Genomic DNA, 26,265 nt, shown 5'->3' on the forward strand with positions numbered 1-26,265 from the left:
GCCTGCAAGCATCAGGGAGGCCGGATAAATGGCTGATTTGAAATCGAACTTTCTGGGAATTGAAAGCCCCAACCCATATTGGCTGGCATCTGCGCCGCCGACGGACAAGGAATATAACGTCCGCCGTGCCTTTGAGGCCGGATGGGGGGGGGTCGTGTGGAAAACACTCGGGTCCGAAGGTCCACCGGTCGTCAATGTTAATGGCCCGCGGTATGGGGCGATCTACGGCGCAGACCGTCGGTTGTTGGGTCTGAACAATATCGAGCTGATTACAGACCGCCCATTAGAGGTAAACCTTGAAGAAATGGCGCGGGTTAAGGCTGATTATCCAGATCGCGCCCTGATCGCCTCGATCATGGTGCCGTGCGAGGAAGAGGCCTGGAAGGCTATCCTGCCGCGTGTTGCCGAAACCGGTGCCGACGGGATCGAACTGAACTTTGGCTGTCCACACGGGATGAGCGAGCGCGGGATGGGGGCGGCCGTAGGGCAGGTGCCGGAATATATCGAGATGGTGACGCGCTGGTGCAAGAAATACTATGACCGACCGGTCATCGTGAAACTGACGCCGAATATCACTGATATCCGCAAGCCTGCCGAAGCCGCAAAGAATGGTGGTGCGGATGCGGTATCGCTGATCAACACGATTAATTCGATTACCAGTGTCAATCTGGATAGCTTCAGCCCTGAACCCTCGATTGACGGCAAAGGCAGCCACGGTGGCTATTGTGGCCCTGCGGTGAAACCGATTGCCCTGTCGATGGTGTCCGAGATTTCGCGTGGACAGGCAACGAACGGAATGCCGATCTCGGGTATTGGCGGTGTGACTACCTGGCGCGATGCTGCAGAGTTTATGGCATTGGGTTGCGGCAATGTTCAGGTCTGCACGGCAGCGATGACCTATGGGTTCAAGATCATTGACGAACTGACGGCGGGCCTGTCGAAATGGATGGATGAAAAAGGGTATCAGGACGTCTCGGAAATTGTCGGTCTTGCGGTTCCAAACGTGACCGACTGGCAATACCTGAACCTGAATTATGTCGCCAAGGCCAAGATTGATCAGGATCAGTGCATCAAGTGTGGTCGTTGCTATGCCGCCTGCGAAGACACCAGCCACCAGGCCATTTCAATGTCCGAAGAGCGCGTATTCGAGGTTATGGATGACGAATGTGTGGCCTGTAACCTGTGCGTGGATGTGTGCCCGGTCGAGGGATGTATTTCCATGGTGCCGATGGACGCTGGCGAAATCGACCCGCGCACGGGACAGGAAGTGCAGCCCGAATATGGCAACTGGACAACCCATCCCAACAATCCAATGGCGAAAGCCGCCGAGTAGTCCAAGAAAATTCGTCGAATTTTCTTAGAGCAGGATGTCGATGGGGGGCGTTGTGGCAGTTTGCGACATTTTGGGTGGCGGTGCGGATCAGATGATATCCGCGCCTCCTCACTTCGTCTTGGAACGCCTTATGTCCCACTTCTCGCTCTACCCACCCAACGAAAGCCTTACCACGGCACCTGTGTGTGGACAGGGAAGAAAAGAGTAGCGTCATCCTAGGCTCAGGGTGAGCGGGTTCCGGCTAACGAAAACCTAAGGCGCCAGCAATTTGCGGTAGAGCGTGTCGATAAACGGTTCAGCACCTTCATACGGGTCTTCGTCGCCAAGAATGGCCCGAACCTGGACATCGAAATCCGCATAATGCTGTGTCAAAGCCCAGATGGAGAAAATAAGGTGGTAGGGGTGGAGGCGCGCGATTTTACCCTGTTCCATCCAGGCCGTAAGGATTGCGGTCTTCTCATCCATCAAAGTTTTGAGATCATTGGACAATGCATCGTGTATGCGTGGCGCACCCTGGACCAGTTCATTGGCAAACAGACGGCTTTCGCGCGGAAGTTCCCGGCTCATTTGCAGTTTGCGATGGATATAAGCGCGTATCTCTTCCAATGGGTCCCCGTCGGCGTCGAGATCATGGAGAGGGGCCAGCCAAATCTCGAGAAGGCCAGATAGAAGGGCCGTGTGAATCGCTTCTTTTGAGGGGAAATAATATAGAAGATTCGGCTTGCTCAACCCGGCCTCGGCAGCAATCTGGTCGACGGTGGCACCGCGGAAACCGTAGGCAGAAAACACGTTCAAAGCGGCTTCTAGAATTGCAGCGCGGTTTTTTTTCTGAATTCGTGTTGGTGCGCGGTCTTTGGACATGTCTTTGCCTGTCTGATTTTTGGGCTCGCAAGTGCGGAATATGCCAAAAATTCCCACCGAGCTCTGCTATTTCTTGACTGATGTCGAACCCGTGATAGCGTGAGTTTGACCAGATGGTCAAATCAAGACACCAAAAGCGAGCAAATCGCAAGCAACAGGGAAGACTAGGATGGCAGCTCCGGCGCAGAACCTCAGGATCAATGGCGACAGGTTGTGGGACAGCCTGATGGAGATGGCCAAGATTGGCCCGGGTGTTGCGGGGGGCAATAATCGTCAGACCCTGACGGATGAAGATGCGGCAGGCCGCGCGCTGTTTCAGAAATGGTGCAAAGAGGCCGGGTGCACCATGGGGCTGGACCAAATGGGCAATATGTTTGCGCATCGAGAGGGCACGGACCCCGAGGCATTGCCGGTCTATGTGGGTTCACATCTGGATACGCAGCCGACAGGCGGCAAATATGACGGTGTTCTGGGTGTATTGGGCGGGTTGGAAATCATCCGCACGCTCAATGATTTGGGGATCAAGACCAAACATCCAATCGTCGCGACCAACTGGACGAATGAAGAAGGCACGCGCTATGCACCTGCGATGCTGTCCTCGGGGGTTTTTGCCGGGATGCATACGCAGGATTGGGCTTATGACCGTGAGGATGCCGAAGGTAAGAAGTTCGGAGATGAGCTGAGCCGCATTGGCTGGCGCGGTGACGAAGAGGTTGGCGCCCGAAAGATGCACGCCTTTTTTGAGCTGCATATCGAACAGGGCCCCATTCTTGAGGCCGAGGGGAAGGATATCGGCGTTGTCACCCATGGTCAGGGTCTCAGCTGGACCCAGATTACAGTTACCGGAAAGGACGCCCATACCGGGTCTACGCCGATGCCGATGCGCAAGAATGCCGGATTGGCGATGGCGCGTATCCTTGAAAAGGTTGACGAGATTGCTTGGTCCCATGCGCCCCACGCGGTGGGTGCGGCGGGGCATATTGATGTGTTTCCGAATTCGCGTAACGTGATCCCGGGGAAAGTTGTGTTTACTGTCGATTTCCGTTCGCCCGATCTGGACGTGATCACCGATATGGAAAATCGTCTGCGCGTAGCGGCCGAAGATATCGTGGATGAGATGGGCCTACAGATCGAATTCGAGAAGGTCGGCGGATTTGATCCGGTGCAATTTGATGAAGGCTGCGTGGCAGCCGTGCGCGATGCGGCTGAACGGTTGGGTTATTCTCATACAGATATCATTTCGGGCGCCGGTCATGATGCCTGCTGGATCAACCGGGTTGCACCAACAGCGATGGTGATGTGCCCTTGTGTGGATGGGCTAAGCCATAACGAAGCCGAAGAAATCAGCAAGGATTGGGCTGCCGCCGGGGCGGATGTTCTGTTTCATGCGGTCGTAGAGACGGCTGGAATTGTGGAATAGGGGGCTCTGCCCCGTCGCCCGTTGGGCGACTCCCCCCGAGGTATTTGTAGCCAGATGAAGCAAGCGGCGCAGACCGCATCAGGGAGATTGATATGAGCACTGTTATCAAGAACGGGACCGTCATAACCGCGGATTTGTCTTACCATGCGGATGTGAGGGTCGAGCATGGGGTGATCACCGAGATTGGGCCGGACCTAAAAGGTGACACGGAACTGGATGCGACAGGCTGCTATGTGATGCCTGGCGGGATCGACCCGCATACGCATTTGGAAATGCCGTTCATGGGCACCTATTCCAGCGATGATTTTGAGAGCGGAACCCGGGCGGCATTGGCTGGAGGAACCACGATGGTGGTTGATTTCGCTCTGCCCAACCCAGGTGAAAGCCTGTTGGATGCGCTCAAGCGCTGGGATAACAAGTCGACACGTGCAAATTGCGACTATTCTTTCCACATGGCGGTGACCTGGTGGGGCGAGCAGGTGTTTGATGACCTCAAGACGGTGATCGAGACACGCGGCATCAACACGTTCAAGCATTTCATGGCCTATAAGGGCGCGTTGATGGTCAATGACGATGAAATGTATGCTTCGTTCAAGCGTCTTGCCGAGCTGGGTGGAACGGCCATGGTGCATGCCGAGAATGGCGATGTTGTTGCCGAGCTCAGCGCCAAGCTGTTGGCCGAAGGCAATACAGGTCCCGAGGCACATGCCTATTCCCGTCCGCCGCAGGTCGAGGGCGAAGCGACCAACCGCGCGATTATGATCGCGGATATGGCCGGAGTGCCGCTGTATGTGGTGCACACTTCGTGCGAAGAGGCGCATGAGGCCATTCGGCGTGCCAAGATGCAGGGCAAGCGGGTGTGGGGGGAACCTTTGATCCAGCATCTGACCTTGGATGAGAGCGAGTATTTCAACCAGGATTGGGACCACGCGGCGCGGCGGGTCATGAGCCCTCCGTTCCGAAACAAGCAGCATCAGGATAGCCTGTGGAACGGATTACAATCTGGTTCGTTGAGTGTCGTGGCCACCGACCATTGCGCCTTTACGACGGATCAGAAACGCTTTGGCGTGGGGGATTTCACCAAGATCCCGAACGGTACCGGAGGGTTGGAAGACCGGATGCCGATGCTGTGGACTCATGGGGTGAACACTGGTCGGCTGACGCCAAATGAATTTGTGGCAGTCACTTCAACAAACATCGCCAAGATATTGAATTGTTATCCAAAAAAGGGCGCAGTTCTTGTAGGTGCCGATGCCGATTTGGTGGTGTGGGATCCTGAGAAAGGCAAGACGATCAGCGCGAAATCGCAGCAATCTTCGATCGACTACAACGTGTTTGAGGGCAAAGAGGTCAAAGGCTTGCCGCGCTTTACTCTGACCCGTGGGCAGGTTGCAGTGCATGACGGAGAGATCAGGACTCAGGAAGGCCATGGCCAATTTGTTGAACGCGAGGCCAATACAACCGTCAACAAGGCGCTGAGTACTTGGAAAGAGCTGACAGCGCCGCGACCGGTGGTACGCACGGGTATTCCAGCAACCGGTGTATGACAGAATATGTGGCAGATATCACGTCTTATTACGGTTTAAGTTCAAGGGGATGGAATGAATATTGAAACCGCTGCACCGCCTGTAATCGAGGCGCGGCAACTGGATCTGACCTTTCAGACCAATGACGGGCCGGTCCACGCTCTGAAGGATGTGAACCTGACCATCGAAAAGGGAGAATTCGTCAGCTTCATCGGGCCCTCCGGCTGTGGTAAGACCACCTTTTTGCGGTGCATCGCTGCGTTGGAAACACCGACTGGCGGGACATTGACCGTCAACGGTATGACTCCGGATGAGGCGCGGCGGAAACGGGCCTATGGTTATGTATTTCAGGCCGCGGGTCTGTACCCTTGGCGCACCATTTCCAAGAACATCAAGCTCCCGCTTGAAATCATGGGGTTTACAGCTGCCGAGCAGGAAGAACGCGTAAACAAGGTTTTGGAACTTGTTGATCTTGAGGGGTTTGGTGGAAAGTTTCCCTGGCAGTTGTCGGGTGGAATGCAGCAACGGGCCAGCATCGCACGGGCGTTGGCCTTTGATGCGGATATCCTGCTTATGGACGAACCTTTTGGCGCGTTGGATGAGATTGTCCGCGATCACCTGAACGAGCAGCTTCTGGCACTTTGGGCGCGGACTGAAAAGACCATTGGGTTTGTCACCCATTCCATCCCTGAGGCCGTCTATCTGAGCACCAAGATCGTTGTAATGAGCCCTCGGCCCGGACGGATCACTGACGTGATCGACAGTCCGTTGCCGAAAGAGCGGCCGCTCGATATTCGCGACACGCCGGAATTCATCGAAGTTGCCCATAGGGTGCGAGAAGGGTTGCGCGCGGGGCATTCGGATGAATAGCAGCGGGTTCAAGGCATTCTGGGCTGTATTGACGGTACTGGCCGTCATAGTAGCCTTTTGGTACGCCGCTTGTATTCCGATGAATATCAAAGGCGTTCTGACCGAACAAGAACGGGCCGGGGCCACAATTCAGCCACCCTCGGCAAAAGATCGTCGCGATCTGTCCGAATTCAGTCTGGTTCTGGACAATAGCTTTGCCATTCCAGCCACGTGGGAACAGGATCGCCCACGGTTGCCCGCTCCGCATCAGGTGGCCGTTGAGATATGGAAGACAACGGTCCAGAAGAAAATCACCTCAAAGCGCTCGCTGGTTTATCACGGCTGGGTGACGCTAAGTGCGACGATACTGGGTTTTGCCATTGGCACCGGCCTGGGAATTCTGCTGGCTGTTGGGATCGTACATAGCCGGGTCATGGACCTGTCGGTCATGCCCTGGGCGATAGTCAGCCAGACCATCCCGATCATCGCTCTGGCCCCGATGATCATTGTCGTCCTTTATTCTGTTGGCGTGCAGGGGATTATCCCCAAGGCGGTCATATCGGCCTATCTCAGCTTTTTTCCTGTCGTGGTGGGCATGGTCAAAGGTTTGCGCAGCCCGGATGCGATGCAACTGGATTTGCTGCGTACCTATAGCGCGAGCCACGCGCAGGGGTTCTGGAAACTGCGTTTGCCGGCCTCGATGCCGTATCTGTTCACATCGCTGAAGATAGGCATTGCGGCTTCATTGGTAGGAGCCATCGTGGGGGAATTGCCCACCGGGGCAGTCGCGGGGCTGGGCGCGCGCCTGCTGGCAGGCAGCTATTATGGTCAGACCGTGCAAATCTGGTCGGCCCTGTTTGCGGCGGCGATTCTGGCGGCCTGTCTTGTGGGGCTTCTGGGGCTGATTGAAAAGTCGGTCCTGAAACGGATGGGGATTGCGCAATGATACCAATTCTGGGCGCACTCGGTGTGTGGCTGTTGGGATGGTGGTTGAACAGCCGCTTGGCCAGCGGGCCCTATGCTGATACGCGGATGGTCCGGTTTCTGGCTCCGCTGATCTTTGGTCTGACTATCATCATCATCTGGGAGCTTTTGGTGCGCGGCCTTGAGGTGTCTTTGGTCATTCTGCCCGCTCCATCGGTTATCTGGATTCGGTTCTGGGACAGTTTGCCCACGCTTTGGATGGATTTCGTGCAAACCATCATCAAGGGCGCGCTGAGCGGTTACATCATCGGCTGTGGAGCCGCCTTCCTGATGGCGATTGCAGTGGACCGGTGGGATTTTCTGCGCCTTGGGCTTTTGCCTGTGGGCAACTTCGTGGCCGCTCTGCCGATTGTTGGCACCGCGCCGATTCTGGTCATGTGGTTCGGGTTCGACTGGCACTCCAAAGCGGCGGTGGTTGTCGTGATGGTCTTTTTCCCAATGCTGGTGAACACCGTCGCCGGGCTGCGCGAGGCGACAGCAATGCAGCGCGACCTGATGGAGACTTATGCCGCCACGTATTGGCAGAGCTTTCTGAAGCTGCGCTTGCCTGCCGCGATGCCATTTGTTTTCAATGGTCTCAAGATATCCACCACCCTTGCATTGATCGGCGCTATCGTGGCCGAGTTCTTTGGCTCACCGACGCTTGGCATGGGTTTTCGGATATCAACCAGCGTGGGGCAGCTCTCATTGGATATGGTCTGGGCCGAGATCGTAGTGGCGGCTTTGGCTGGGACATCATTCTATGGTCTGGTGGCCATGATCGAAAAGGCGGTGACCTTCTGGCACCCATCGCAGCGCGGATAAAAATTCAACAGACCCCAAAAATGAAAAATGGGGCGCCAACTGAAACTAGGAGATGTGAAGATGAAAAAGATACTCAGCGGGGCGGTTGCCGCCTTTAGCCTGGCCGCCAGTGCAGCCTGGTCAGCGGATGAGGTGACATTGCAGTTGAAATGGGTCACGCAAGCTCAGTTCGCAGGTTATTACGTGGCCAAAGACAAAGGGTTCTACGAAGAAGAAGGTCTTGATGTCACCATTCTGCCAGGCGGCCCGGACATAGCGCCGACACAGGTCATTGCCGGTGGCGGCGCTGACGTGACGGTCGAGTGGATGCCAGCTGCGTTGGCCGCGCGCGAAAAGGGCCTGCCGCTGGTGAATATTGCCCAGCCTTTCAAAAGCTCGGGTATGATGCTGACCTGCTGGAAAGATGCCGGTATTTCCGCACCAGAAGACCTTAAGAACCGGACACTGGGCGTCTGGTTCTTTGGCAACGAATTCCCCTTCATGAGCTGGATGAGCCAGCTGGGCATTGATACCGGTGGCAAGAGCGAAAATGGCGTCGAGGTTTTGAAGCAGGGCTTTAATGTCGACCCGCTGCTGCAGCGTCAGGCTGATTGCATCAGCACCATGACCTATAACGAATACTGGCAGGTCATAGATTCCGGCGTCAGCCCCGACGAACTGGTCACATTCAAATACGAAGATCAGGGCGTCGCGACGCTGGAAGACGGCCTGTACGTTCTTGAAGAGAACCTGAGCGACGCGGCATTTGTCGACAAGATGGAACGTTTCGTGCGGGCGTCGATGAAGGGGTGGAAATATGCCGAAGAGAACCCAGATGAAGCGGCCGATATCGTGCTTGAAAATGACGCGACTGGCGCCCAGACCGAAGCGCATCAGAAACGTATGATGGGTGAGATTGCCAAGCTGACTGCGGGCTCAAACGGATCGCTTGATCCGGCGGATTTTGAGCGCACTGTAGGGACGCTGCTTGCCGGTGGTTCTGATCCCGTTATCACCAAACAACCCGAAGGTGCCTGGACGCATCAGATTTCGGATGCAGCACTGAACTGAGTCAGGTTCACGATGGAATATGGCGCGGTCCCAAACGGGGCCGCGTTTTTTGTTGGAAGCGTCGAAAATGTGACTGCACTTGTAGGGCGTTTGTCATAGTAATTACCTGTAAATTATAGCAAACTGTTCAATATGGGGGGGGTAGTGGGTAGATAATGCAGGATTTTACAACAGAATTCAGGTCGGCGCTTGCTTTGATCCTCCATTGGGATCCGGAGCTGTGGGCGATTGTTCTGTTGTCCCTGAAAGTCTCTGTTTTTGCCGTTCTGATTTCTGCCGTTATCGGGATGCCCATGGGCGCGGCTTTGGCCGTTGCGCGTTTTCCAGGGCGGCGGATTCTGATCGTCTTGATGAATGCCTTGATGGGCTTGCCCCCGGTTGTGGTAGGTTTGCTGGTCTATCTGATGCTGTCGCGTTCCGGCCCGTTGGGGGTCCTTGAATTGCTCTACACACCGACGGCTATGATTATTGCTCAGGTCGTTCTGGTGACCCCGATCGTTGCCGCACTGACACGTCAAGTGGTCGAAATGCTGGCCGAGGAATATTCCGAGCAACTCCGCTCACTCGGCCTGTCGCGGATGGCATCGATTCCGGTGCTATTGTGGGATGCGCGGCTGTCTCTTGTTACGGCATTGCTGGCGGGGTTTGGCCGTGCGATTGCCGAAGTTGGAGCGGTTATTATCGTTGGCGGCAATATCAACCACGTCACGCGGGTGATGACGACGACAATCGCCCTTGAAACGTCCAAGGGTAATTTGGCCTTGGCGCTTGCGCTTGGGGCGATCCTGATTGCCATAGCCATCGCAGTAAACGCCATGGTCAGCACGCTTAGCCTGCGGGCCGAGAAGGAAGGGTTGCGCCATGCGTGATCTGGTGCTCGAGATGGTGAAATGTCTTTCTGTTCACGGTTTACAGATTTCCCGCAAGGGAAAGACACTGCTTCAAGTGCCAGAGTTATCCCTGATGGGGCTGGGACCAACTTTGATCCTTGGGCCGAACGGAGCGGGCAAGAGCCTGCTTTTGCGCTGTTTGCACGGGCTTATCGTCCCGGATAGCGGCAGGGTTCAGCAGGACGGGATTGCCCTGAATGCGTATCACAAATCACGACAGGCGATGGTGTTTCAAAGACCGGTTCTGTTGCGCCGGTCCGTGTCAGCCAATCTTGATTTTGTGCTAAAGCGTCAGGGCATGCCCCGTGCAATTCGCAAATCCCGGATCGACGAATTGCTGGCCGAAGGTGGGCTAGAGGGTAAGGCACGCCAGTCCGCCAGATCGCTGTCCGGGGGCGAGGCTCAACGGCTGGCCATCCTGCGCGCGCTGGCGCTGGACCCGGAGACTTTGTTCCTGGACGAACCAACCAGTTCGCTTGATCCCGGTGCTACGCAGATGATCGAACGGATGATCTTGCGCGCTTCGAACCGAGGGGTTCGCATTGTCATGGTATCCCACGATATCGGTCAGGCACGCCGTCTGGCAGCGGATATCGTCATGATGCAGGCCGGACACGTGGTCGAACACGGTGCTGCCAAACAAGTTCTGGATGCCCCGACAAGTGACGCCGCGCGCCGGTTTGTTGCCGGTGGTCTGGTAACCTAATCAGAATATGGAGTTCAAATGATCCGCAAATTCGTCGGGGCTGCAGTAATAGCGCTTGGCCTGAACACTACAGCCGCATTGACCGAAACCCCATTTATTGTAGTCCAATCAACCACGTCGACGCAGAATTCGGGCTTGTTCGACCATATCCTGCCAGGCTTTGAAGCCGAAAGCGGGATTGATGTCCGCGTGGTGGCTGTTGGTACAGGGCAGGCGATCCGCAATGCGATCAACGGTGACGGGGACGTCTTGCTGGTTCACGCCAAACCTGCCGAAGAGAAGTTTGTGGCAGATGGTTGGGGTGTTGAGCGGTCGGACGTGATGTACAATGATTTTGTCCTTGTAGGGCCAAAATCCGATCCCGCCAAAGTGAAAGGTGGGACTGACATTATCGCGGCGCTGACCGCCGTGGCTAAGGCGAAGGCGCCCTTCGCCTCGCGCGGGGATGACAGTGGGACGCATAAGGCAGAATTGGGCCATTGGGCCTCGTCCGGTATCGACCCGACCGACGCTTCGGGCACTTGGTACCGGGAAACTGGATCCGGGATGGGGGCGACACTGAACGTGGCTAGTGGGATGGGTGCCTATGCGCTGACGGATCGCGCGACTTGGCAGAGCTTTGGCAACAAGGGAAACCTTGAGGTCATGGTTGAGGGCGATCCGCGCCTGTTCAATCAATATGGGATTATTCTTGTGAACCCTGACAAGCATCCCAAAGTGCGGGCGGCCTCGGGGCAGCGCTTTATTGACTGGTTGACCGGACCCGAAGGGCAGGCGGCCATCGCATCTTACACGCTCGACGGCCAGCAGCTGTTCTTTCCCAACGCCCAATAGGGTCAGCCGCTGGCTCCATTGTGATGGATGGTTCCCAGATCCGACAAGTCATACCCGCCGAATTCTTCTGCCCGGGTGGCAAAGCGGTCGGATTGCACAAAGCCGAGCAACCGAAGCATCGGGCCATCGAAATAGGCGCGTCTCCAGATGGCAAGGTCCAGGCGTTCGGTATGAGTCGGGGCAAAGCCCAGATTGTACAGCCCCGCAAGCGCACCCAGGCCGAATCCGGCATCGGCTTTGCTGTCATGCAGGGCTATGGCCAGCTCTTCTTCGGTACGTGCGCAGGTCGGCAGGGTATCCAGATCGTCTCGGTTCAGGCCGTGCGCCTGCAGTTGCGTGTCGAACAACCGTTGACTGGCGGCACTGTCTTGACGAAGAAGAATGCGACGGCCCCTGAGGTCAGAAAAGTCCGATATCCCAGTCACACCGGGGGCCATCAGTAGCCCACGCTGGCGTTTTGCTAGTTCGAACAGAATGACGGGTGCCTCTCCCAGATGGTCCTGCAGAGATTGCGTGTTGAATCCGTCTGACTCGTGGATATGCAGCGCCGCAGCCTGCGCTGATCGTTCTTTCAGACGATTCAAGCCGTCAAATGAGCCGTCATAATAAGTTGCCAGGCCCGACCCGCTTTCCCGCAGAGCCCAATCCAACAGCGGATCATGACTGCCCGCCACGATCGGCGGCAGCGACGGTTCTGCGACCTGCGGTCCGCTTCGCGATGCGTTCAGCCAGGCAATGACTTCGGCCCTTGGAAACAAGAGTTTGCCCATGGCACGGACACAGGGGACCTCGCCGGATGAGGCAAGGTCATAGGCTTTACGCTCGCCAATGCGCAGCAGGTCGGCCAGTTCTTTGGTGGTCAGGTATTCTGACATTCAGTCGAGGCGCACGGCCGAACCCGCGCTGGCATTCGCCGCGCTGAATCCGAATTGGCCTAAGGCAAACGGCGCAGCGACGGCAATTACAGCCATCGTGGCAACTGCGGCTAGAAAGGCTTTCATATTTACCTCCGGTTCAGTTTTCCGGTGCCGTGACGCGGCGCAGAAAGGCGATCAAATCTTTGCGGTCATCCGCTTGTGTAATCCGTTGCATGGGCATCTTCGATCCCGGAATGTAATGGTCTGGTCCTTGGTCGAAAAGGGCATTTATCGTCTCGTCATTCCAAATGATATCAGAGTCTTGCAGCGTGTCCGAGTAGAAATATCCCGGTAAGCTGCCCGCCCGGCGACCAAACACACCAGAGAGCGTAGGTCCAGCACGTCTGTGCCCGTCCGCCGTCAGGCTGTGACAGATCGAGCATTTGCGCACGAATTGGCGTTCGCCATTATCCATCTGGTCAGGGTTCTTCAGAAAACTTGGTTCAGTCGCGGCCATCTGTTGTTGGTCGCCAAGGTCAGATACCGGCCAGCTATACATCGCCTCATCTATACCACCTGCATAGATGTTTTTACCATCGGTTGAGAAGGCCAGCGCCCAGACCGGGCCGCGCAATGTGGCCCGGAAATCCTGTGCGATGCGCCAGACGATGGTATCGACCAACATGATATGACCCTCACCATCCCCCACCGCCAGCAGGCGGCGGTCCGGGCTGAGAGCCAGCGCAAGGATTGGACGGCGGTCCAGGGTAAAATCATGCTCGTCGCCTGTAGTCAGATCACGAATGCGCGTGACGCCATCGACGGCCCCATAGGCAATCCAGTTTTCATGGGGGTTCAGGACCAGTTCGTTGATGCCGAACCCGTTATCAACCAGTCGCAGTTTTTCCTGACCGGTTGCGACATCCCAAAGACGAACCGCCCCATCAACCCCGCCGGTATACAGCGCATCTCCGTTTGGTGTGAACACAACAGCATTCACACCGCTGCCTGTGGGGCCCAATATCCTTGGCTCTGCCCCGTCAAGCGGCCAAACCCCTATCGTGCCGTCCCAACTGGCAGTGGCGATGTGGGAGTTTGAAACAGCAATATCGACGATCTTGCCCTTGTGCCGCCCGAGGATTTGGCCATCCGGCCACCGGCGCAGGGTAAAGTCGTCACCAGCAGAATAGATCGCTGTGTCGCCAAAGGCGACGCTGTTCACGGCAGCCTCGTGCCCTTCAAGCCATTGCGGCGTGCGGTCTGACCACAGGCCGACGGAGTTGTCGAAGCTGGCCGTCGCAATCCGGCCGTCCGGCGCGGCGGCAATCCCCATGATCGGTCCTCCATGACCTTTGAGCGTAAAGAACTCGGCCATTGCGGGCAGGGGGGTCAACACCAGTGCAAGGATTAGACCGCGCATCTATTCCGCAGGCGAGGCCGCTGCCTTATTGGCCTCTTTTTCCTGGACCTCTTCCAGCCAAAGCGAGTGGTGCTCACGCGCCCATTGTTCCTCGACCTCGCCGGTGCCCATCGCGTCGAAAGCGCCCTCCATGCCCACCGAGCCCAGGTAGATATGCGCGATGATGATGGCGATGAAGACATAGGCGACCATCACGTGCCAAACCTGAGCATATTGCATCTCTTCTTGGGGGGACATCTGCACCGGAAGGTTCATACCCAACATCTGCGGGATGCCGGTGGCATTTGCGATTGAGAAGGTCTTAGCAAACAGCGGCATCTCAAACGGGAACAGCAGAGACAGGCCAGACAGGCTGATCGATACGCCCAGCAGGATACAGGCCCAGAAGATGATCTTTTGACCCGCGTTGAATTTATTGGCCGGAGGATGGCTGCCTTTCGTGAACAACCCGCCGCCGGCGGCCAGCCATTTCAGGTCGGTGCGGTTGGGGATGTTGTGGGCGATCCAGTTCACAGTGACCATGATCAAACCAAGCATGAAGGCCCAGGCGAGGTTGTTATGCAGCCATTTGCAGCCCTGCGCTATGGCCGCAAAGCCTTCTTTCCCGAAGATCGGGATCAGAAAGTCTCGACCATAAAGGGTCAGCAAACCGGTCAGGCCAAGGATCAGGAAAGAGCCCGCGAACAGCCAATGTCCGAACCGCTCAAATCCCGAGAAACGCGTAACCGTGCGTCCCGTCTTTTCACCATCAATGCGGATTTTACCCCGGACCAAGAAGAACAGCAGCAGGATGCCCAGCATCCCCGCCAGAATATACGTGCCGTAATCGCGCAACGGGCCTGTTCGGAAATTCAACCACCACATGCCTCCGTCCTGTATCAAGACGCTGGCCGCAGGACCGTTCGACGAAACGGTCACATCCGCCGAGCCATAGCGCAAAGCGCGATAGACGTCGCTGTCAGACGCCACGCCACGTGTGCCCAACTGGCCCATCAGACCTTCGGCGTTGCCTTGACCGGTGTTACCTGAGCGATAACCGTTATCGACCGTCTCGCCACGCTGCCGGGCCAAGATATCCTCGAGCGTGGTCGCACCACCCGTCGAATTGCGATCCGGAGCATCCTGAGCAAGGGCAGGAACAGTCAAAACAATGAGACAGAACAGAAGTCGCAGGAAAGTCATATGAACCTCGTGACGCGGTCATTGGCGTAGGCCCTTTTCCGGGCGGGCAGAGATTTTTCGTCGAAAAATCTTAGTGCTCCCCGGCACACGGATTGCGCGCCGGGGAAGGTTTGGCCAAGGATCAGCCGTCTTTTTGGTCGTAGGCTGTGCCCCACCCCCAGGCGCCAGACCCGAAACCGCGCGCCACGACGCGTTCGCGGTAGATGGCCGACACCACATCGCCGTCACCGGCAAGCAGGGCCTTGGTGGAACACATCTCGGCGCAGATGGGCAGTTTGCCTTCTGCGATCCGGTTGCGACCGTATTTGGCGAACTCTGCGGTCGAATGCGTTTCCTCGGGGCCACCGGCGCAGAAGGTACATTTGTCCATCTTGCCACGTGATCCGAAGTTGCCCGCCTGCGGGTATTGCGGCGCGCCGAACGGGCACGCATAGAAGCAATAGCCGCAGCCAATGCACAGGTCCTTGGAGTGCAGGACGACCCCTTCTTCGTTCTGATAGAAGCAGTCAACCGGGCACACCGCCATACAGGGCGCATCCGAGCAATGCATACAGGCAACCGATATCGAGCGTTCGCCCGGGTCGCCGTCATTGATCGTCACCACTCTGCGGCGGTTGATGCCCCAGGGCACCTCGTGCTCGTTCTTACACGCGGTTACGCAGGCGTTGCATTCGATGCAGCGTTCAGCGTCGCAGAGAAACTTTGCTCTAGCCATTGTCGTCCTCCTTACGCTGCTGAGATCTTGCAGAGAGTCGCTTTGGTCTCCTGCATCTGGGTTACTGAATCATAGCCATAGGTCTGGGCAGTGTTCGAACTTTCTCCCAGCACATAGGGATCAGCGCCTGAGGGGTATTTGTCCCGCAGATCCTGACCCTGAAAATGGCCGCCAAAGTGGAATGGCATAAAGGCCACGCCGGCACCAACCCTGTTGGTCAGCATCGCCATCACCTTGACCTTACCACCCTCAGGTCCTTCGACCCAGACCTGAGCCCCGTCGCGAATGCCCAGGTTGTTGGCATCACGGGGGTTGATCTCGACGAACATGTCCTGTTGCAGTTCGGCCAGCCACGGGTTCGACCGGGATTCCTCACCTCCACCCTCATACTCGACCAAACGACCTGACGTCAGGATTATCGGGTAATCCTTTGAAAAATCGTTCTTCTGGATCGAGGCATACAGGGTTGGCAGGCGATAGGACTGACGATCCTCATAGGTCGGATAGTCCTCTACCAGATCGCGCCGGTTGGTATAGAGCGGCTCGCGATGCAGCGGGATCGGGTCCGGGAAAGTCCAGACCACGGTGCGGGCCTTGGCGTTGCCAAAGGGCGCACAGCCATGTGCAATCGCAACCCGCTGGATGCCGCCCGACAGGTCGGTTTTCCAGTTGGTCTTTGGCCCCGCAACGGCGTCGATGGCCGCACGTTCTTCGGCCGTCAGATCGCCGTCCCAACCAAGATCCATCAGCATCTGCATCGTGAATTCGGGATATCCGTCCTGAATTTCCGACCCAACGCTATAGACCCCTTCCGCCAGCAGGTTGTCACCATCACGTTCGACGCCAAAGCGCGCGCGGAAGGTCAGGCCACCTTCGGCCACCGGTTTGGACATGTCATAGAGGTTTGGTGTCCCCGTATGACCCATCTCTGGCGTTCCCCAGCACGGCCAGGGCAGACCGTAGTATTCGCCGTCGTTTGGTCCACCTATAGCTTGCAGCGTGGTTCTGTCGAACGTGTGCTGATTGGCCATGTGGCTTTTCAAACGCTCTGGCGACTGGCCGGTATAGCCGATGGTCCAGAGGCCCGAGTTGAACTCACGGGTGATGCTTTCAACATTCGGGGTCTCAGGGTCCTCCATCTCGATATTGCGGAAGAACCGATCCGCCCAGCCGAATTTGTTGGCGAACTTGGCCATGATGACCTCGTCCGGCAGGCTTTCGAACAGCGGTTCGACCACCTTGTCGCGCCACTGCAACGACCGGTTCGAGGCCGTGACCGAGCCACGGGTTTCGAACTGTGTACAGGCGGGCAACAGGTAAACGCCATCGGTTCGATCATGCAGAACGGCGGAAACAGTGGGATACGGGTCGATCACGACCAGCATGTCCAGCTTTTCCATCGCCGTCTTCATTTCCGGCCCGCGGGTTTGCGAGTTCGGAGCGTGCCCCCACAGAACCATGGCGCGGACATTGTTGTCCTGATCCATGTTGGCGGGGTCTTCCAGAACACCGTCGATCCAACGAGAGACCGGGATGCCGCGCTCGTTCTGCAGCGGTTTATCCTTACCGTCCTTGTCTTTGATCGAGGCGAACTGGCCGGACAGCCATTCAGGGTCTTCACCCCAAACGCGCGCCCAGTGGCCCCATGCCCCTGCGGACAGACCATAATAGCCGGGCAGGGTGTGGGACAGAACACCAAGGTCCGTCGCACCCTGCACGTTGTCGTGGCCACGGAAGATGTTGGTGCCACCGCCCGACGTTCCCATGTTGCCCAAAGCCAGCTGCAGCACGCAATAGGCGCGTGTGTTGTTGTTGCCATTGGTATGCTGGGTGCCGCCCATGCACCAGATCACCGTGCCAGGACGGTTGTTGGCCATGGTGCGCGCCACGCGCTTAAGCTGTGATCCGGGTACGCCGGTCACACGCTCAGTTTCTTCCGGGTTCCAGTTGGCGACCTCTTCACGGATCTGATCCATGCCCCAGACACGGGTGCGGATGAACTCCTTGTCCTCCCAGCCGTTGTCGAAGATGTGCCAGAGGATACCCCAGATCAGTGCGACGTCAGAGCCGGGGCGGAACCGGACATATTCATCCGCATGCGCTGCGGTGCGCGTAAAGCGCGGGTCGCAGACGATCAGCGGCGCGTTGTTCTGTTCTTTTGCGCGCAGAACATGCAGCAGCGAGACCGGGTGTGCCTCAGCCGGGTTGCCACCGATGATGAAGATAGCCTTGGAGTTGTGGATGTCGTTATAGCTGTTGGTCATGGCGCCGTAGCCCCATGTATTCGCAACACCCGCAACAGTGGTCGAGTGGCAGATACGGGCCTGATGGTCCACGTTGTTCGTGCCCCAATAGGCGGCGAACTTGCGGAACAGATAGGCCTGTTCGTTGTTATGTTTCGCGGAACCAAGCCAGTACACACTGTCCGGTCCGGATTCTTCGCGGATGTTCATCATGCCGTCGCCGATCTCGTTGATCGCCTCTTCCCAGCTGATGCGCTTCCACTCGCCGCCTTCCTTTTTCATCGGATATTTCAGGCGGCGTTCACCATGGGCGTGCTCACGGACCGAGGCCCCCTTGGCGCAGTGCGCACCCAGGTTGAAAGGGCTGTCCCAGCCGGGTTCTTGCCCGATCCAGACGCCGTTCTGCACCTCGGCGACGACGGTACAGCCGACCGAGCAATGCGTGCATATGGATTTGATGTTTTCGACGGCTTGATTGGCCGCTGACTGGGCACTGGCTGGCGTCACGGTTCCACCCGTGGCGCTGATCGCGGCCAACCCGCCGATCGTCAGGCCCGATCCGCGCAGGAATGCGCGGCGATCGACGGTTTTCTCGCCGACCTGGGACAGGATACTTGTCCGCTGGGAGCGTCTCGCAACCCCGTTGGTCTTTTTCCTAAGCATTTCTTTCCTCCCTTGCTGGCCATGTTTTCCATGGCTGGCTTGGTCCTGTTGGTGCCGACGTCAGGGCCAATCGCAACCGTCAGTCGGGTGGTGACATCGTCCGGGGTTCAGAACCGGGCGCTGTCCAGATATGCGCGCGTATGCGCGGTGTCCTGCATGCGGGTCTCATCCGTTGGCAGCTCGGCTGCTTCGGCTTGTCCGCTCAGGCTGGCGGCGGCGACTGCAGCGGGCGCTGCGGTTCCGGCCAGTTTCAAGAAATCACGGCGCGTGGCGCCTTCTTCCTTGGTTTTGCTCATGGGATCCTCCTTTCCCAATTGCGATCTAGCGCCTTTTGGGGCGCTGGCGAATGGCGGGATCATCCCGCCGTCATTCGAAAGGCTTCACGCTCGATTTCCATGAAAACCCGACCGGCGGTGCCGACCGAGGCATAGAAAACCGAGTTTTCCGCAGCTTCCAAATCTGAATAGAAATGTGCGGCCCAGGGGCCGATGTGTTTGTTCCAGAACGCTTTTTGATCTTCCAGCGAGGCGGGTGAACCAAAGCGTCCGACGATCATGCCCGCCATCATCTCCATCAACGAGGCGATATTGTCTTCGGGTTCAAACACGTTCTGCGCCCGTGTGATCTGACGAACCGCCATGTCGTTGCGCAGTTGCGCCAGCGGTTTTTCGTTCAGGAAACCAGTCAGGTAGAAACTGGCATAGGGCAGCAGTTCTCCGCGTCCTAGCCCGATGAACAGGGCATTGAATTCGCGTTCGGCAGCCGCGGGTTTGGTCACCTTGGCGACCCGCGACATGGCCTTGATAGCCTGACCCAGATCGGTTTCATCGCCGGTCAGACCAGTAACCTGAGACAGCAGCATCTGATCCGGAGGCGCCGCAAGCAGCAGCCCAAGGAAGTTATAGAAATCCGCGCGCAGACGATCCTCGGCTGAGACGTCCAGGTTTTGCGCGTTGCTTGCGTTCATACGGTTATCCTTCGTATTCAAACTTCATGCGGCGTGGGGCAGGCGTAAGCTCTGCCTCTTCCGGGTCGTCGATTTCAGAAATCATTACAGGCTCTGACGATTGCATCTCGGCTACCTCGGGCAACTCAGGCTCTTGCGTGGTTTCTTCAACCTCAGGGATCGGGTCTGCGTCTTCCTCCTCGGCCTGAGTGGCCAGAGCTTCGATATGGGCAAGCATCCCTTTGCCGACCTGATAGGCGGTCTGGATATTTTCGATCACGCAGGCGGCATCTGTATAATCTTCGCCGTAATCCACCAGCCCATCGACATTGGCCAGAACCGGGTTTAGGCGCCAGAGCTGCCGAAGGGCGCGGCGGCGCAACCGGTCAGGCACTGCCTTGGCCATAAAGCCCGAGATGTCGTCACCAACTTGCAACAGATCAGGATCGGGCAAATTGAATTCTGCCAGAATTTCAGCGTCAGTCTTTTCTTCCAGCTCGCCCCGCTGTTCAGCGAAAGCCTGTTCTTGTGCTGCTACAACCTCTGCTTTGGCCTCAGCCTGAACGGCGGCTTTACGGCGCGACCAGAAATCGCGGGTTTCTGTCATTGCACAATCCTCCGCGGGGCGCGGAAAACATCCGAGTCTTGCCGGATGCGTACATCCCCTTTGCCGTCCTCAACCAGATCGGTGCGTTTCTTATCACGGCGGCGCTTGACGAAGACTTCGTTGCGATGATGCTCCAGTGCGAAATCACGTACCCAAGCGATCAGCCCATCAGTCATTGGGATTTTCTCGACAAGCTCTTCGCCGGTATCGGCGTAGTCCTGTCCTTCGAAGGGTGAGGCGGTCACCAGCACCGCGTCCATCGGCTGTGTTCCATCCAGCGCATCGCGCAGGACCAGATAGATCGAGGGTTGCCCGTCCGACAGGTTGACCATGTAGGCTTCGGCCTCATCTGACCAAAGGGTCAGGGGCAGGGTGGCCGCGTGGTACTCGACCGCTTCACCCTCGCGCCGCATCTCCAGCCAATCGGCCGGTCCAGCGCCGGGCAGCACGGCGACGGCGCGCCAGTTCCATTGCGCCCAGCGTGTAACCCCGGGTGTTTTGCGCACGACGACGCCGATTGGCATTTCAATCTGGCTGGCGGCCTTGGCCACTAAGTCCTCCCTGGAAAGCTCTCCCCTGCCTTCCTCAGGGTCTACTATGGTACACAAAGTAGCTTCCTGCCAAGTCCTTGGGTGGTCGAATATGCACCCTTCACCGATTGTTTACGGTCCTCGCGGCTCTTATCGGGCTTTGTTCCGGCGATCCGACCCCCACGGGCATTGCTACTTTCTTCAGAGGTTCTAAGCTTACCTTGGACTGGGGAGGACATCCGGGGGAGGTTATGGGAACAAGATTGCTGCTATGTGACTGCGCGGGATCGCAAGTCGTTGACGCCGAGAAAATATCGTCAGCCTGCGACGTCGCCTGTTCCAGAATTCACACTGCACTATGCACCAAAGAACTGGAATCCGTCGCCAAGCTGCTGCAAGAGGGCAATGTCGTCATTGCCTGTATGCAAGAGCAGGATGTTTTTCTGGCATTGGCCGATGAATTAGGTCTCCAGGCACCTGGCTTTGTCGATCTGCGCGATCGGGCCGGGTGGTCTGAACAGGGGCAGGACGCCGCCCCCAAGATGGCCGCGCTGGCTGCTGAGGCGGTGTTGCCTCAGCCGATCACACCCAGTGTCGATGTGGTCAGCGAAGGGACGTGTTTCATAGTCGGGCCCGGCGCAGTAAGTTTGGAGTTGGCTGAACGCCTCTCGGACATATTGGCCGTGACAGTTTTGACCACTGATGACACCGAACCCATGTCGCGCCGCTTTGATGTGATACGCGGGCGCGTTCGTTTGGTGACCGGTGCGCTGGGCGGGTTTTCGATAAAGCTGGATGCGTTACAGCAGCTTGAACCCGGAGGACGCGGGGCCTTTGGTTGGACCGAACCACGCGACGGGGCGAACTCCTCATGCGATATGGTTGTGGATCTGACGGGCGGCATGCCTCTGGTGCAGGCCCCGTCCAAGCGCGAGGGGTATTTGCGGGCAGATCCCAAAGATGCGGTGGCCGTGGAGCGTCTGTCGTTCGAGGCCATGCAACTGGTCGGGACATTTGAAAAACCTCTCTATGTCCGGTTGGAAGAATCCCTCTGTGCGCATTCCCGTGCCGAACAGGTCGGGTGTACGAATTGCCTGGATATCTGCCCGACGGGGGCGATCACCCCTGCGGGCGAACATGTAGCCATCGACCCTATGGTTTGCGCGGGATGTGGAGAATGCGCGGCGGTGTGCCCTTCGACTGCGATCACATACGAGGATCCGCCCGTTTCTGCGCTGCTGTCACGGATGCACATTCTGTCGCGAACCTACCGGCGTGCAGGCGGGCAAGCCCCCCGACTGTTGGTGCATGACGCGCATGGGGCCGAAATGATCCGTCTGTCCGCCCGTTTCGGACGCGGGATTCCAGCGGATGTGATCCCGCTAGAACTGAACGTGATCTCGGGCTTTGGCCATGCCGAGATGCTGGCCGCGCTGGCACATGGGTTTGCGCGGGTTGATGTGCTGCTGGCCCCAACAACCGAAAGGGATGCCTTGGACCGCGAACTGGCGCTGGCGCAGGCGATCGCTGGCGCGGGCGGTCTGGCACTGATCGATGAGGCTGATCCCGATGCGCTGTCCGACCTGCTATATGCGCAGGAGGTGCTGCCCCCCTTGGCCGACCCGGTTCTGCCGCTGGGAAATCGCAGGCAGATTACGCGACTGGCCGCACAGGCGCTGAACCCGCAGGCCGCAGCCCCGTTGCCCTTGCCCGAGAATGCACCCTATGGGGCTATCGCGGTGGATACGGACGCCTGTACATTGTGCCTCAGCTGCGTGTCCCTTTGTCCGTCAGGCGCTTTGGCCGACAACCCGGATATGCCGCAGTTGAATTTCCAGCAGGACGCCTGTCTGCAATGTGGTCTGTGCCGGACAATCTGCCCCGAGAATGCAATAACTCTGGTTCCGCAACTGGATTTAAGTGATGCGGCCCTGTCTCAGGACGTGTTGAACGAAGAAGACCCTTTTGCATGTGTGGAATGCGGTGCCCTCTTTGGTGTCAAATCGACTGTCGAACGTATCATGGAAAAGCTGTCTGGTACGCATCCGATGTTTGCGACATCCGAGCAGGCGCGCATGATCCAGATGTGTGACAACTGTCGCGTGAACGCGCAGTTCCAACACAAGGACAACCCGTTTCAGTCAAACCCGAAACCCAAAGTCGTCACGACCGAGGACTATTTCTCGAAAAGAAAGGATCATTGAAGCTGTAGCGGCGCGCCCAGATCTGCTGCCTTGATGGCCGAGACAAAGGCCAGAATGGCCTCTAGCTCCTCCAGCGTCATCACGACCGGGTGAATTGGAGGGGGACGCAGAGGATCGAAGGGTGGGGTTATGTCCTCGATCTGCGTGAAAGCGGGATGGGGGTTCAGGGCAAAGAAGGCCTCGAACCGTTCGGACCAGTCCGGCATAGCCCGCAGCACGGCGAAAGAGGGGGTGGAGCCAAGCCCGTTCATTTGGTTCTCTGGACCGATCACATGGCACCGCCCGCAATGGGTCATCGACAATTCCGCACCCAGGACAGCGTCGCCTTCGATCTTCGGACCCTCTGTTGCGGCTTCGACAGTGAAACTGGCCGAATAGGACGGGCCGCTATCGGGGCTAAAGCTTTCAACGGTGCGTTTGCCGATGTCAGAAAGCAGCCACTCCCGAAACCGAATCTGCCTTGGGTCGTCCACAATACGCAGGTGATAGGTGACGCCATGACGCTCGAATACCGGATCACCTGGCGGTGAACCGCCCAAAGCCATAGCGCCGGAATCGTCTGCAACGACGCGTATCCCGGTCTTGAGAGAAAAACGCGGAAGAATATGTTGCAACAGACCAGAGTCTGTAACCTCATCCGGGGCGGCAAGCCCCAGCGCCTCTTGCGACCAAGAGGGGGTAGCAGAGAGCAGCAAGCTCAGGCAAAAGAAGGTAACCCGCATGAAGGCAGCTTATCGGCCTGCGCCCGAATGCGTCAAATGAACGAAAAAAAGACGGAGACACATGCAATGAAACGTATCCCAACGACCGGGCAAACCAAAAGGGTAATGGCATGAGTGTTCGTGACGCGGTTCTGGCGAACCTGAAGAAAATCACCGATCCGGTTTCAGGCCAGGATATCGTCAGCGCCGGAGTTGTCCGCGCGTTGAATGTCGATGGCGATACAGTGCGCTTTGTGCTTGAGATTGATCCGAAACAGGCAGAGCGGATGGAGCCGGTGCGCGCCGCCGCCGAGCAGGCTGCGCAGTTGGTGGAGGGGGTCGACAAGGTTTCCGCCATGATGACTGCGCATTCCGAAAAGGCCCCGCCTGAACTGAAGCCCAAGCCGAAACCATCTCAGACAGGTCCGCAGGCCGTTCCGGGTGTCGATCGGATCATCGCCGTTGCATCCGGTAAGGGCGGAGTCGGTAAATCCACCGTATCCGCAAATCTGGCTTGTGCTTTGGCTGCAGAAGGGCGGCGTGTCGGGTTGTTGGATGCTGATGTCTATGGCCCTTCACAGCCTCGGATGCTGGGTGTCTCTGGCCGCCCGGCCAGCCCGGATGGCAAAACGATCCTGCCCCTGCGCAATCATGGCGTCACGATGATGTCGATGGGACTGATGACCAACGAAGGTCAGGCGGTCGTCTGGCGTGGTCCGATGCTGATGGGCGCGCTTCAACAGATGATGGGACAGGTTCAGTGGGGCGCATTGGATGTATTGATTGTCGACCTACCGCCGGGCACCGGCGATGTGCAACTGACGCTCAGCCAGAAGTTCAAGGTGGACGGGGCCATCGTGGTGTCGACCCCGCAGGACGTGGCCCTGATCGACGCGCGCAAGGGGATCGATATGTTCAATCAGCTCAAGACGCCGATTATTGGGATGATCGAGAATATGTCGACCCATATCTGTTCCAGCTGCGGGCATGAGGAACATGTGTTCGGACATGGCGGCGTCGCCGCTGAGGCCGAGGCGCTGGGCATTCCGTTGCTTGGTGAGATTCCGCTGCATCTGGATATACGGGTTGCGGCGGATGGGGGAGCGCCCATCGTTGTCAGCAAGCCGGACAGCGCACAGGCCGAAGCTTTCCGCAAGATTGCCCGCGACATGATCACCAAGGGCAATGCATGACCCAGCCGGTCTTTCCTCCGTTGCTGACTGGACATGCCGTTCAGGGCGGGGAAGACCCGTTCGAACGCGCCCAGGCGATGGCTGCGCTGGGCTGTGATGCCGGAACGGTGGTCTACAACATTCAGGCCAACCGTTTGCGCGTTGCCATTGTATTTGCACCTGAGGTTCCATTGCAGGACGCCATGGTGATGTTGCCGCTGTGCGGAGTTGGGTTTCAGAATGCGCTGGGCGCTCTGGCCCCGCCCGAGGTTGCCGTTCATCTGGACTGGGGCGGCCCTATCTGTGTGAATGGTGCGACCTGCGGCAAGTTTCAGGTTGCTGCGTCGACTTCAGACCCTCAGATTGAGCCTGACTGGTTGATTGTCGGCTGGGAGCTGGCCTTGCTACAGACCAGCACTGCGCCAGGCCAGACCCCGGATATCACAGCGCTCTATGATGAAGGGTGTGCCGAGGTCCAGCCTGTCCAACTGATTGAAAGCTGGTCGCGCCATATGCTGACATGGCTCAACCGTTGGCAAGAAGACGGCAACGCGCCGTTGCACAGCGAATGGTTGGGCCTGCTGCGTGGTGTTGGCGAACCCTTTGGCGAGATCGGGGTCTTTTTGGGCACTGATGAACGGTTTGGCATGCTTATCCGCAATGGTGCAGACACCCGCCTGCACCCGCTGACTGACTTACTGGAGAACGGATGATGAAACTGGCCCGTGCTATCCATTTCGATGAAAGCGACATGAATGTGTTTCATTCTCCGGCGAGAACGGGTGAGTGGTGCATTTCCGGCGGGTTCGAGTTTTCGAATTGGGGCGAAGGCGATTTGGAGGGTAAAGCCCGCCAGGCCTTTGCGAATGGTTGGTTGGGGGTTGAGACATTCGGCCGGGTGACCTTTGTAGCGGTGACGCAGGTTGAACAGGCCGAGATCGACCAGATTGCCCGGAATTTGGCGGAACATTTCGTGCAATTCTACGGAGCCCCATCGGTCGAGGCCGCCCTGGGTGTTGCGCAGGAAGAGATCGCGCATATGGCAGAGCTATGCGATGAACACGCCGCCAATACTCTGCTGACGGTCGCCCGTGAGCTGTCTGAAACCGGGGTGCTTGAGGCGTTTCGCATCATCACACCGCAGGAAACCCAGCTTGAGGCGCTGGCCGTCCACGGATCGCTGGACGAATAGGGCTTATAGAAGATCGGCAAAGCCGCCGAATTGACCGCGTTTGAAGATCAGGCCTTTGCCGGTGCGGTACATGGCCTGCTCGACCTCACCCACGATGATCAGATGATCCCCAGCATCGTGCCGGGCATGAAGCTGGCAGTCGAACCGCGCCAGACAATCCGCCAGACGAGGGCGACCACGGTGATCTGCGGCCCAGTTGGCATGTGAAAAATCCGCACCCTCGCGCGCGAATTTTAGGGCCTGTTCCTGCTGTTCCTCAGCCATCACATGGATCGAATAGTGATCGCAGTCTTTGAAAGCGTCGAACCGGTTCGAATCCTTCGCCAGGCACCACAGCACCAGCGGAGGCGTCAGCGAGACCGAGGAAAACGAATTGACCGTGATAGCGCGGGGCCCCAGCGCTGTTTCGGTGGTGACAACGGTGACGCCGGTTCCGAAACACCCCAGCGCCTCGCGAAACGCGGTGCTGTTGTCCGGGGTTGGGGTGAAGGTGCGGTCCGTCATCTCACGCTCATTCTGTGGCCGCGCCTCAGGTGCCACGGCAAGTCGGGATTGTCCATGAAAAGCTGCGCCTGA

General features: G+C 57.8%; 27 protein-coding genes. 14 read left to right on the plus strand and 13 right to left on the minus strand.

The annotated features are described in order from the left end of the window. Positions 1-28: 28 nt before the first annotated feature. Positions 29-1,333 carry an NAD-dependent dihydropyrimidine dehydrogenase subunit PreA gene (gene preA / locus AC2FH6_RS00790; protein ID WP_281994752.1) on the plus strand — a complete coding sequence of 435 codons (1,305 nt, stop codon included), beginning with the start codon at positions 29-31 and terminating at the stop codon, positions 1,331-1,333. A 252-nt stretch (positions 1,334-1,585) separates the two neighbouring features. On the opposite strand, the gene AC2FH6_RS00795 is transcribed toward preA, so the two are convergent. Continuing rightward, complete coding sequence (locus AC2FH6_RS00795; protein ID WP_142634388.1) at positions 1,586-2,194, minus strand: TetR family transcriptional regulator C-terminal domain-containing protein; 609 nt, start codon at positions 2,192-2,194, stop codon at positions 1,586-1,588. Positions 2,195-2,363: 169 nt separating this feature from the next. Between AC2FH6_RS00795 and AC2FH6_RS00800 the strand changes: the two genes are divergently transcribed. The 9 genes from AC2FH6_RS00800 (at position 2,364) to AC2FH6_RS00840 (ending at position 11,257) form a co-directional block, all read left to right on the plus strand. Then, positions 2,364-3,614, plus strand: a complete 1,251-nt coding sequence (locus AC2FH6_RS00800; protein WP_496700764.1) for a Zn-dependent hydrolase — start codon at positions 2,364-2,366, stop codon at positions 3,612-3,614. Between the two features lie 92 nt (positions 3,615-3,706). Then, positions 3,707-5,161 carry a dihydropyrimidinase gene (gene hydA, locus AC2FH6_RS00805; RefSeq protein ID WP_142634384.1) on the plus strand — a complete coding sequence of 485 codons (1,455 nt, stop codon included), beginning with the start codon at positions 3,707-3,709 and terminating at the stop codon, positions 5,159-5,161. A 54-nt stretch (positions 5,162-5,215) separates the two neighbouring features. Further along, entirely contained in the window at positions 5,216-6,010 is a 795-nt protein-coding gene (locus tag AC2FH6_RS00810) for an ABC transporter ATP-binding protein (RefSeq protein ID WP_271946553.1), read from the plus strand. After that, positions 6,003-6,935, plus strand: a complete 933-nt coding sequence (locus AC2FH6_RS00815; RefSeq protein ID WP_496700766.1) for an ABC transporter permease — start codon at positions 6,003-6,005, stop codon at positions 6,933-6,935. The genes AC2FH6_RS00810 and AC2FH6_RS00815 overlap by 8 nt, the downstream gene beginning before the upstream one ends. Beyond that, a complete protein-coding gene (locus AC2FH6_RS00820; protein WP_142634378.1) occupies positions 6,932-7,777 on the plus strand; it encodes an ABC transporter permease in 846 nt (281 codons plus the stop codon). Before AC2FH6_RS00815 ends, AC2FH6_RS00820 begins: the two co-directional genes overlap by 4 nt. 60 nt (positions 7,778-7,837) lie before the next feature. Further along, positions 7,838-8,827, plus strand: a complete 990-nt coding sequence (locus AC2FH6_RS00825; RefSeq protein WP_271946556.1) for an ABC transporter substrate-binding protein — start codon at positions 7,838-7,840, stop codon at positions 8,825-8,827. Positions 8,828-8,982: 155 nt separating this feature from the next. Continuing rightward, positions 8,983-9,696: an ABC transporter permease gene (locus tag AC2FH6_RS00830; protein ID WP_281994749.1), complete on the plus strand. Its 714-nt coding sequence runs from the start codon at positions 8,983-8,985 to the stop codon at positions 9,694-9,696. Further along, the gene (locus AC2FH6_RS00835) at positions 9,689-10,423 is read left to right on the plus strand and encodes an ATP-binding cassette domain-containing protein (RefSeq protein WP_281972251.1); all 735 of its coding nucleotides are present in this window, start codon (positions 9,689-9,691) and stop codon (positions 10,421-10,423) included. The genes AC2FH6_RS00830 and AC2FH6_RS00835 overlap by 8 nt, the downstream gene beginning before the upstream one ends. An 18-nt stretch (positions 10,424-10,441) precedes the next feature. Next, positions 10,442-11,257, plus strand: coding sequence for an ABC transporter substrate-binding protein (locus AC2FH6_RS00840; RefSeq protein ID WP_496700768.1), 816 nt, complete (start codon positions 10,442-10,444; stop codon positions 11,255-11,257). A 2-nt stretch (positions 11,258-11,259) separates the two neighbouring features. Here AC2FH6_RS00840 and AC2FH6_RS00845 read toward each other — a convergent pair whose 3' ends face one another. The 10 genes from AC2FH6_RS00845 to AC2FH6_RS00890 form a co-directional block, all read right to left on the minus strand. Continuing rightward, positions 11,260-12,132: a substrate-binding domain-containing protein gene (locus AC2FH6_RS00845; RefSeq protein WP_496695124.1), complete on the minus strand. Its 873-nt coding sequence runs from the start codon at positions 12,130-12,132 to the stop codon at positions 11,260-11,262. Next, the gene (locus AC2FH6_RS00850; protein WP_271946568.1) at positions 12,133-12,258 is read right to left on the minus strand and encodes a hypothetical protein; all 126 of its coding nucleotides are present in this window, start codon (positions 12,256-12,258) and stop codon (positions 12,133-12,135) included. Between the two features lie 13 nt (positions 12,259-12,271). Then, the gene (locus tag AC2FH6_RS00855; RefSeq protein WP_496695125.1) at positions 12,272-13,534 is read right to left on the minus strand and encodes a c-type cytochrome; all 1,263 of its coding nucleotides are present in this window, start codon (positions 13,532-13,534) and stop codon (positions 12,272-12,274) included. Next, positions 13,535-14,716, minus strand: a complete 1,182-nt coding sequence (locus tag AC2FH6_RS00860) for a formate dehydrogenase subunit gamma (protein ID WP_496700769.1) — start codon at positions 14,714-14,716, stop codon at positions 13,535-13,537. It lies immediately after the preceding gene. 121 nt (positions 14,717-14,837) lie between these two features. Next, positions 14,838-15,431 (minus strand): formate dehydrogenase FDH3 subunit beta, encoded by a 594-nt coding sequence (gene fdh3B, locus AC2FH6_RS00865; protein WP_085821701.1) that lies wholly within the window; start codon positions 15,429-15,431, stop codon positions 14,838-14,840. Positions 15,432-15,442: 11 nt separating this feature from the next. Then, a complete protein-coding gene (locus tag AC2FH6_RS00870) occupies positions 15,443-18,337 on the minus strand; it encodes a formate dehydrogenase subunit alpha (protein WP_496700770.1) in 2,895 nt (964 codons plus the stop codon). 107 nt (positions 18,338-18,444) lie between these two features. Then, positions 18,445-18,633 (minus strand): ubiquinol-cytochrome c reductase iron-sulfur subunit N-terminal domain-containing protein, encoded by a 189-nt coding sequence (locus AC2FH6_RS00875; RefSeq protein WP_142634359.1) that lies wholly within the window; start codon positions 18,631-18,633, stop codon positions 18,445-18,447. 59 nt (positions 18,634-18,692) lie between these two features. After that, entirely contained in the window at positions 18,693-19,304 is a 612-nt protein-coding gene (locus tag AC2FH6_RS00880) for a TorD/DmsD family molecular chaperone (RefSeq protein ID WP_281972244.1), read from the minus strand. A gap of 4 nt (positions 19,305-19,308) precedes the next feature. Then, positions 19,309-19,890, minus strand: a complete 582-nt coding sequence (locus AC2FH6_RS00885; RefSeq protein WP_281972243.1) for a DUF3306 domain-containing protein — start codon at positions 19,888-19,890, stop codon at positions 19,309-19,311. After that, complete coding sequence (locus AC2FH6_RS00890) at positions 19,887-20,441, minus strand: DUF3305 domain-containing protein (RefSeq protein ID WP_142634353.1); 555 nt, start codon at positions 20,439-20,441, stop codon at positions 19,887-19,889. Before AC2FH6_RS00890 ends, AC2FH6_RS00885 begins: the two co-directional genes overlap by 4 nt. Positions 20,442-20,671: 230 nt before the next feature. Between AC2FH6_RS00890 and AC2FH6_RS00895 the strand changes: the two genes are divergently transcribed. After that, on the plus strand, positions 20,672-22,624 hold the full coding sequence (locus AC2FH6_RS00895) for a 4Fe-4S binding protein (protein ID WP_496700772.1): 1,953 nt from the start codon (positions 20,672-20,674) through the stop codon (positions 22,622-22,624). Here AC2FH6_RS00895 and AC2FH6_RS00900 read toward each other — a convergent pair. Then, positions 22,618-23,346 (minus strand): hypothetical protein, encoded by a 729-nt coding sequence (locus AC2FH6_RS00900; protein WP_496700774.1) that lies wholly within the window; start codon positions 23,344-23,346, stop codon positions 22,618-22,620. The two genes, AC2FH6_RS00895 and AC2FH6_RS00900, sit on opposite strands and share 7 nt — an antisense overlap. A 110-nt stretch (positions 23,347-23,456) precedes the next feature. Between AC2FH6_RS00900 and AC2FH6_RS00905 the strand changes: the two genes are divergently transcribed. From AC2FH6_RS00905 to AC2FH6_RS00915, 3 genes are read left to right on the plus strand one after another with little or no spacing between them, the layout of a single operon-like run. Beyond that, positions 23,457-24,518 carry an Mrp/NBP35 family ATP-binding protein gene (locus tag AC2FH6_RS00905; RefSeq protein ID WP_496695136.1) on the plus strand — a complete coding sequence of 354 codons (1,062 nt, stop codon included), beginning with the start codon at positions 23,457-23,459 and terminating at the stop codon, positions 24,516-24,518. Further along, entirely contained in the window at positions 24,515-25,210 is a 696-nt protein-coding gene (locus AC2FH6_RS00910; RefSeq protein ID WP_496700776.1) for a biotin/lipoate--protein ligase family protein, read from the plus strand. Before AC2FH6_RS00905 ends, AC2FH6_RS00910 begins: the two co-directional genes overlap by 4 nt. Further along, a complete protein-coding gene (locus AC2FH6_RS00915) occupies positions 25,210-25,689 on the plus strand; it encodes a DUF6505 family protein (protein WP_496701504.1) in 480 nt (159 codons plus the stop codon). Before AC2FH6_RS00910 ends, AC2FH6_RS00915 begins: the two co-directional genes overlap by 1 nt. Positions 25,690-25,692: 3 nt before the next feature. On the opposite strand, the gene AC2FH6_RS00920 is transcribed toward AC2FH6_RS00915, so the two are convergent. Further along, positions 25,693-26,193: a flavin reductase family protein gene (locus AC2FH6_RS00920; protein ID WP_496700778.1), complete on the minus strand. Its 501-nt coding sequence runs from the start codon at positions 26,191-26,193 to the stop codon at positions 25,693-25,695. Between the last annotated feature and the right edge of the window lie 72 nt (positions 26,194-26,265).

The organism is Ruegeria sp. CDSC045, assembly GCF_059610725.1.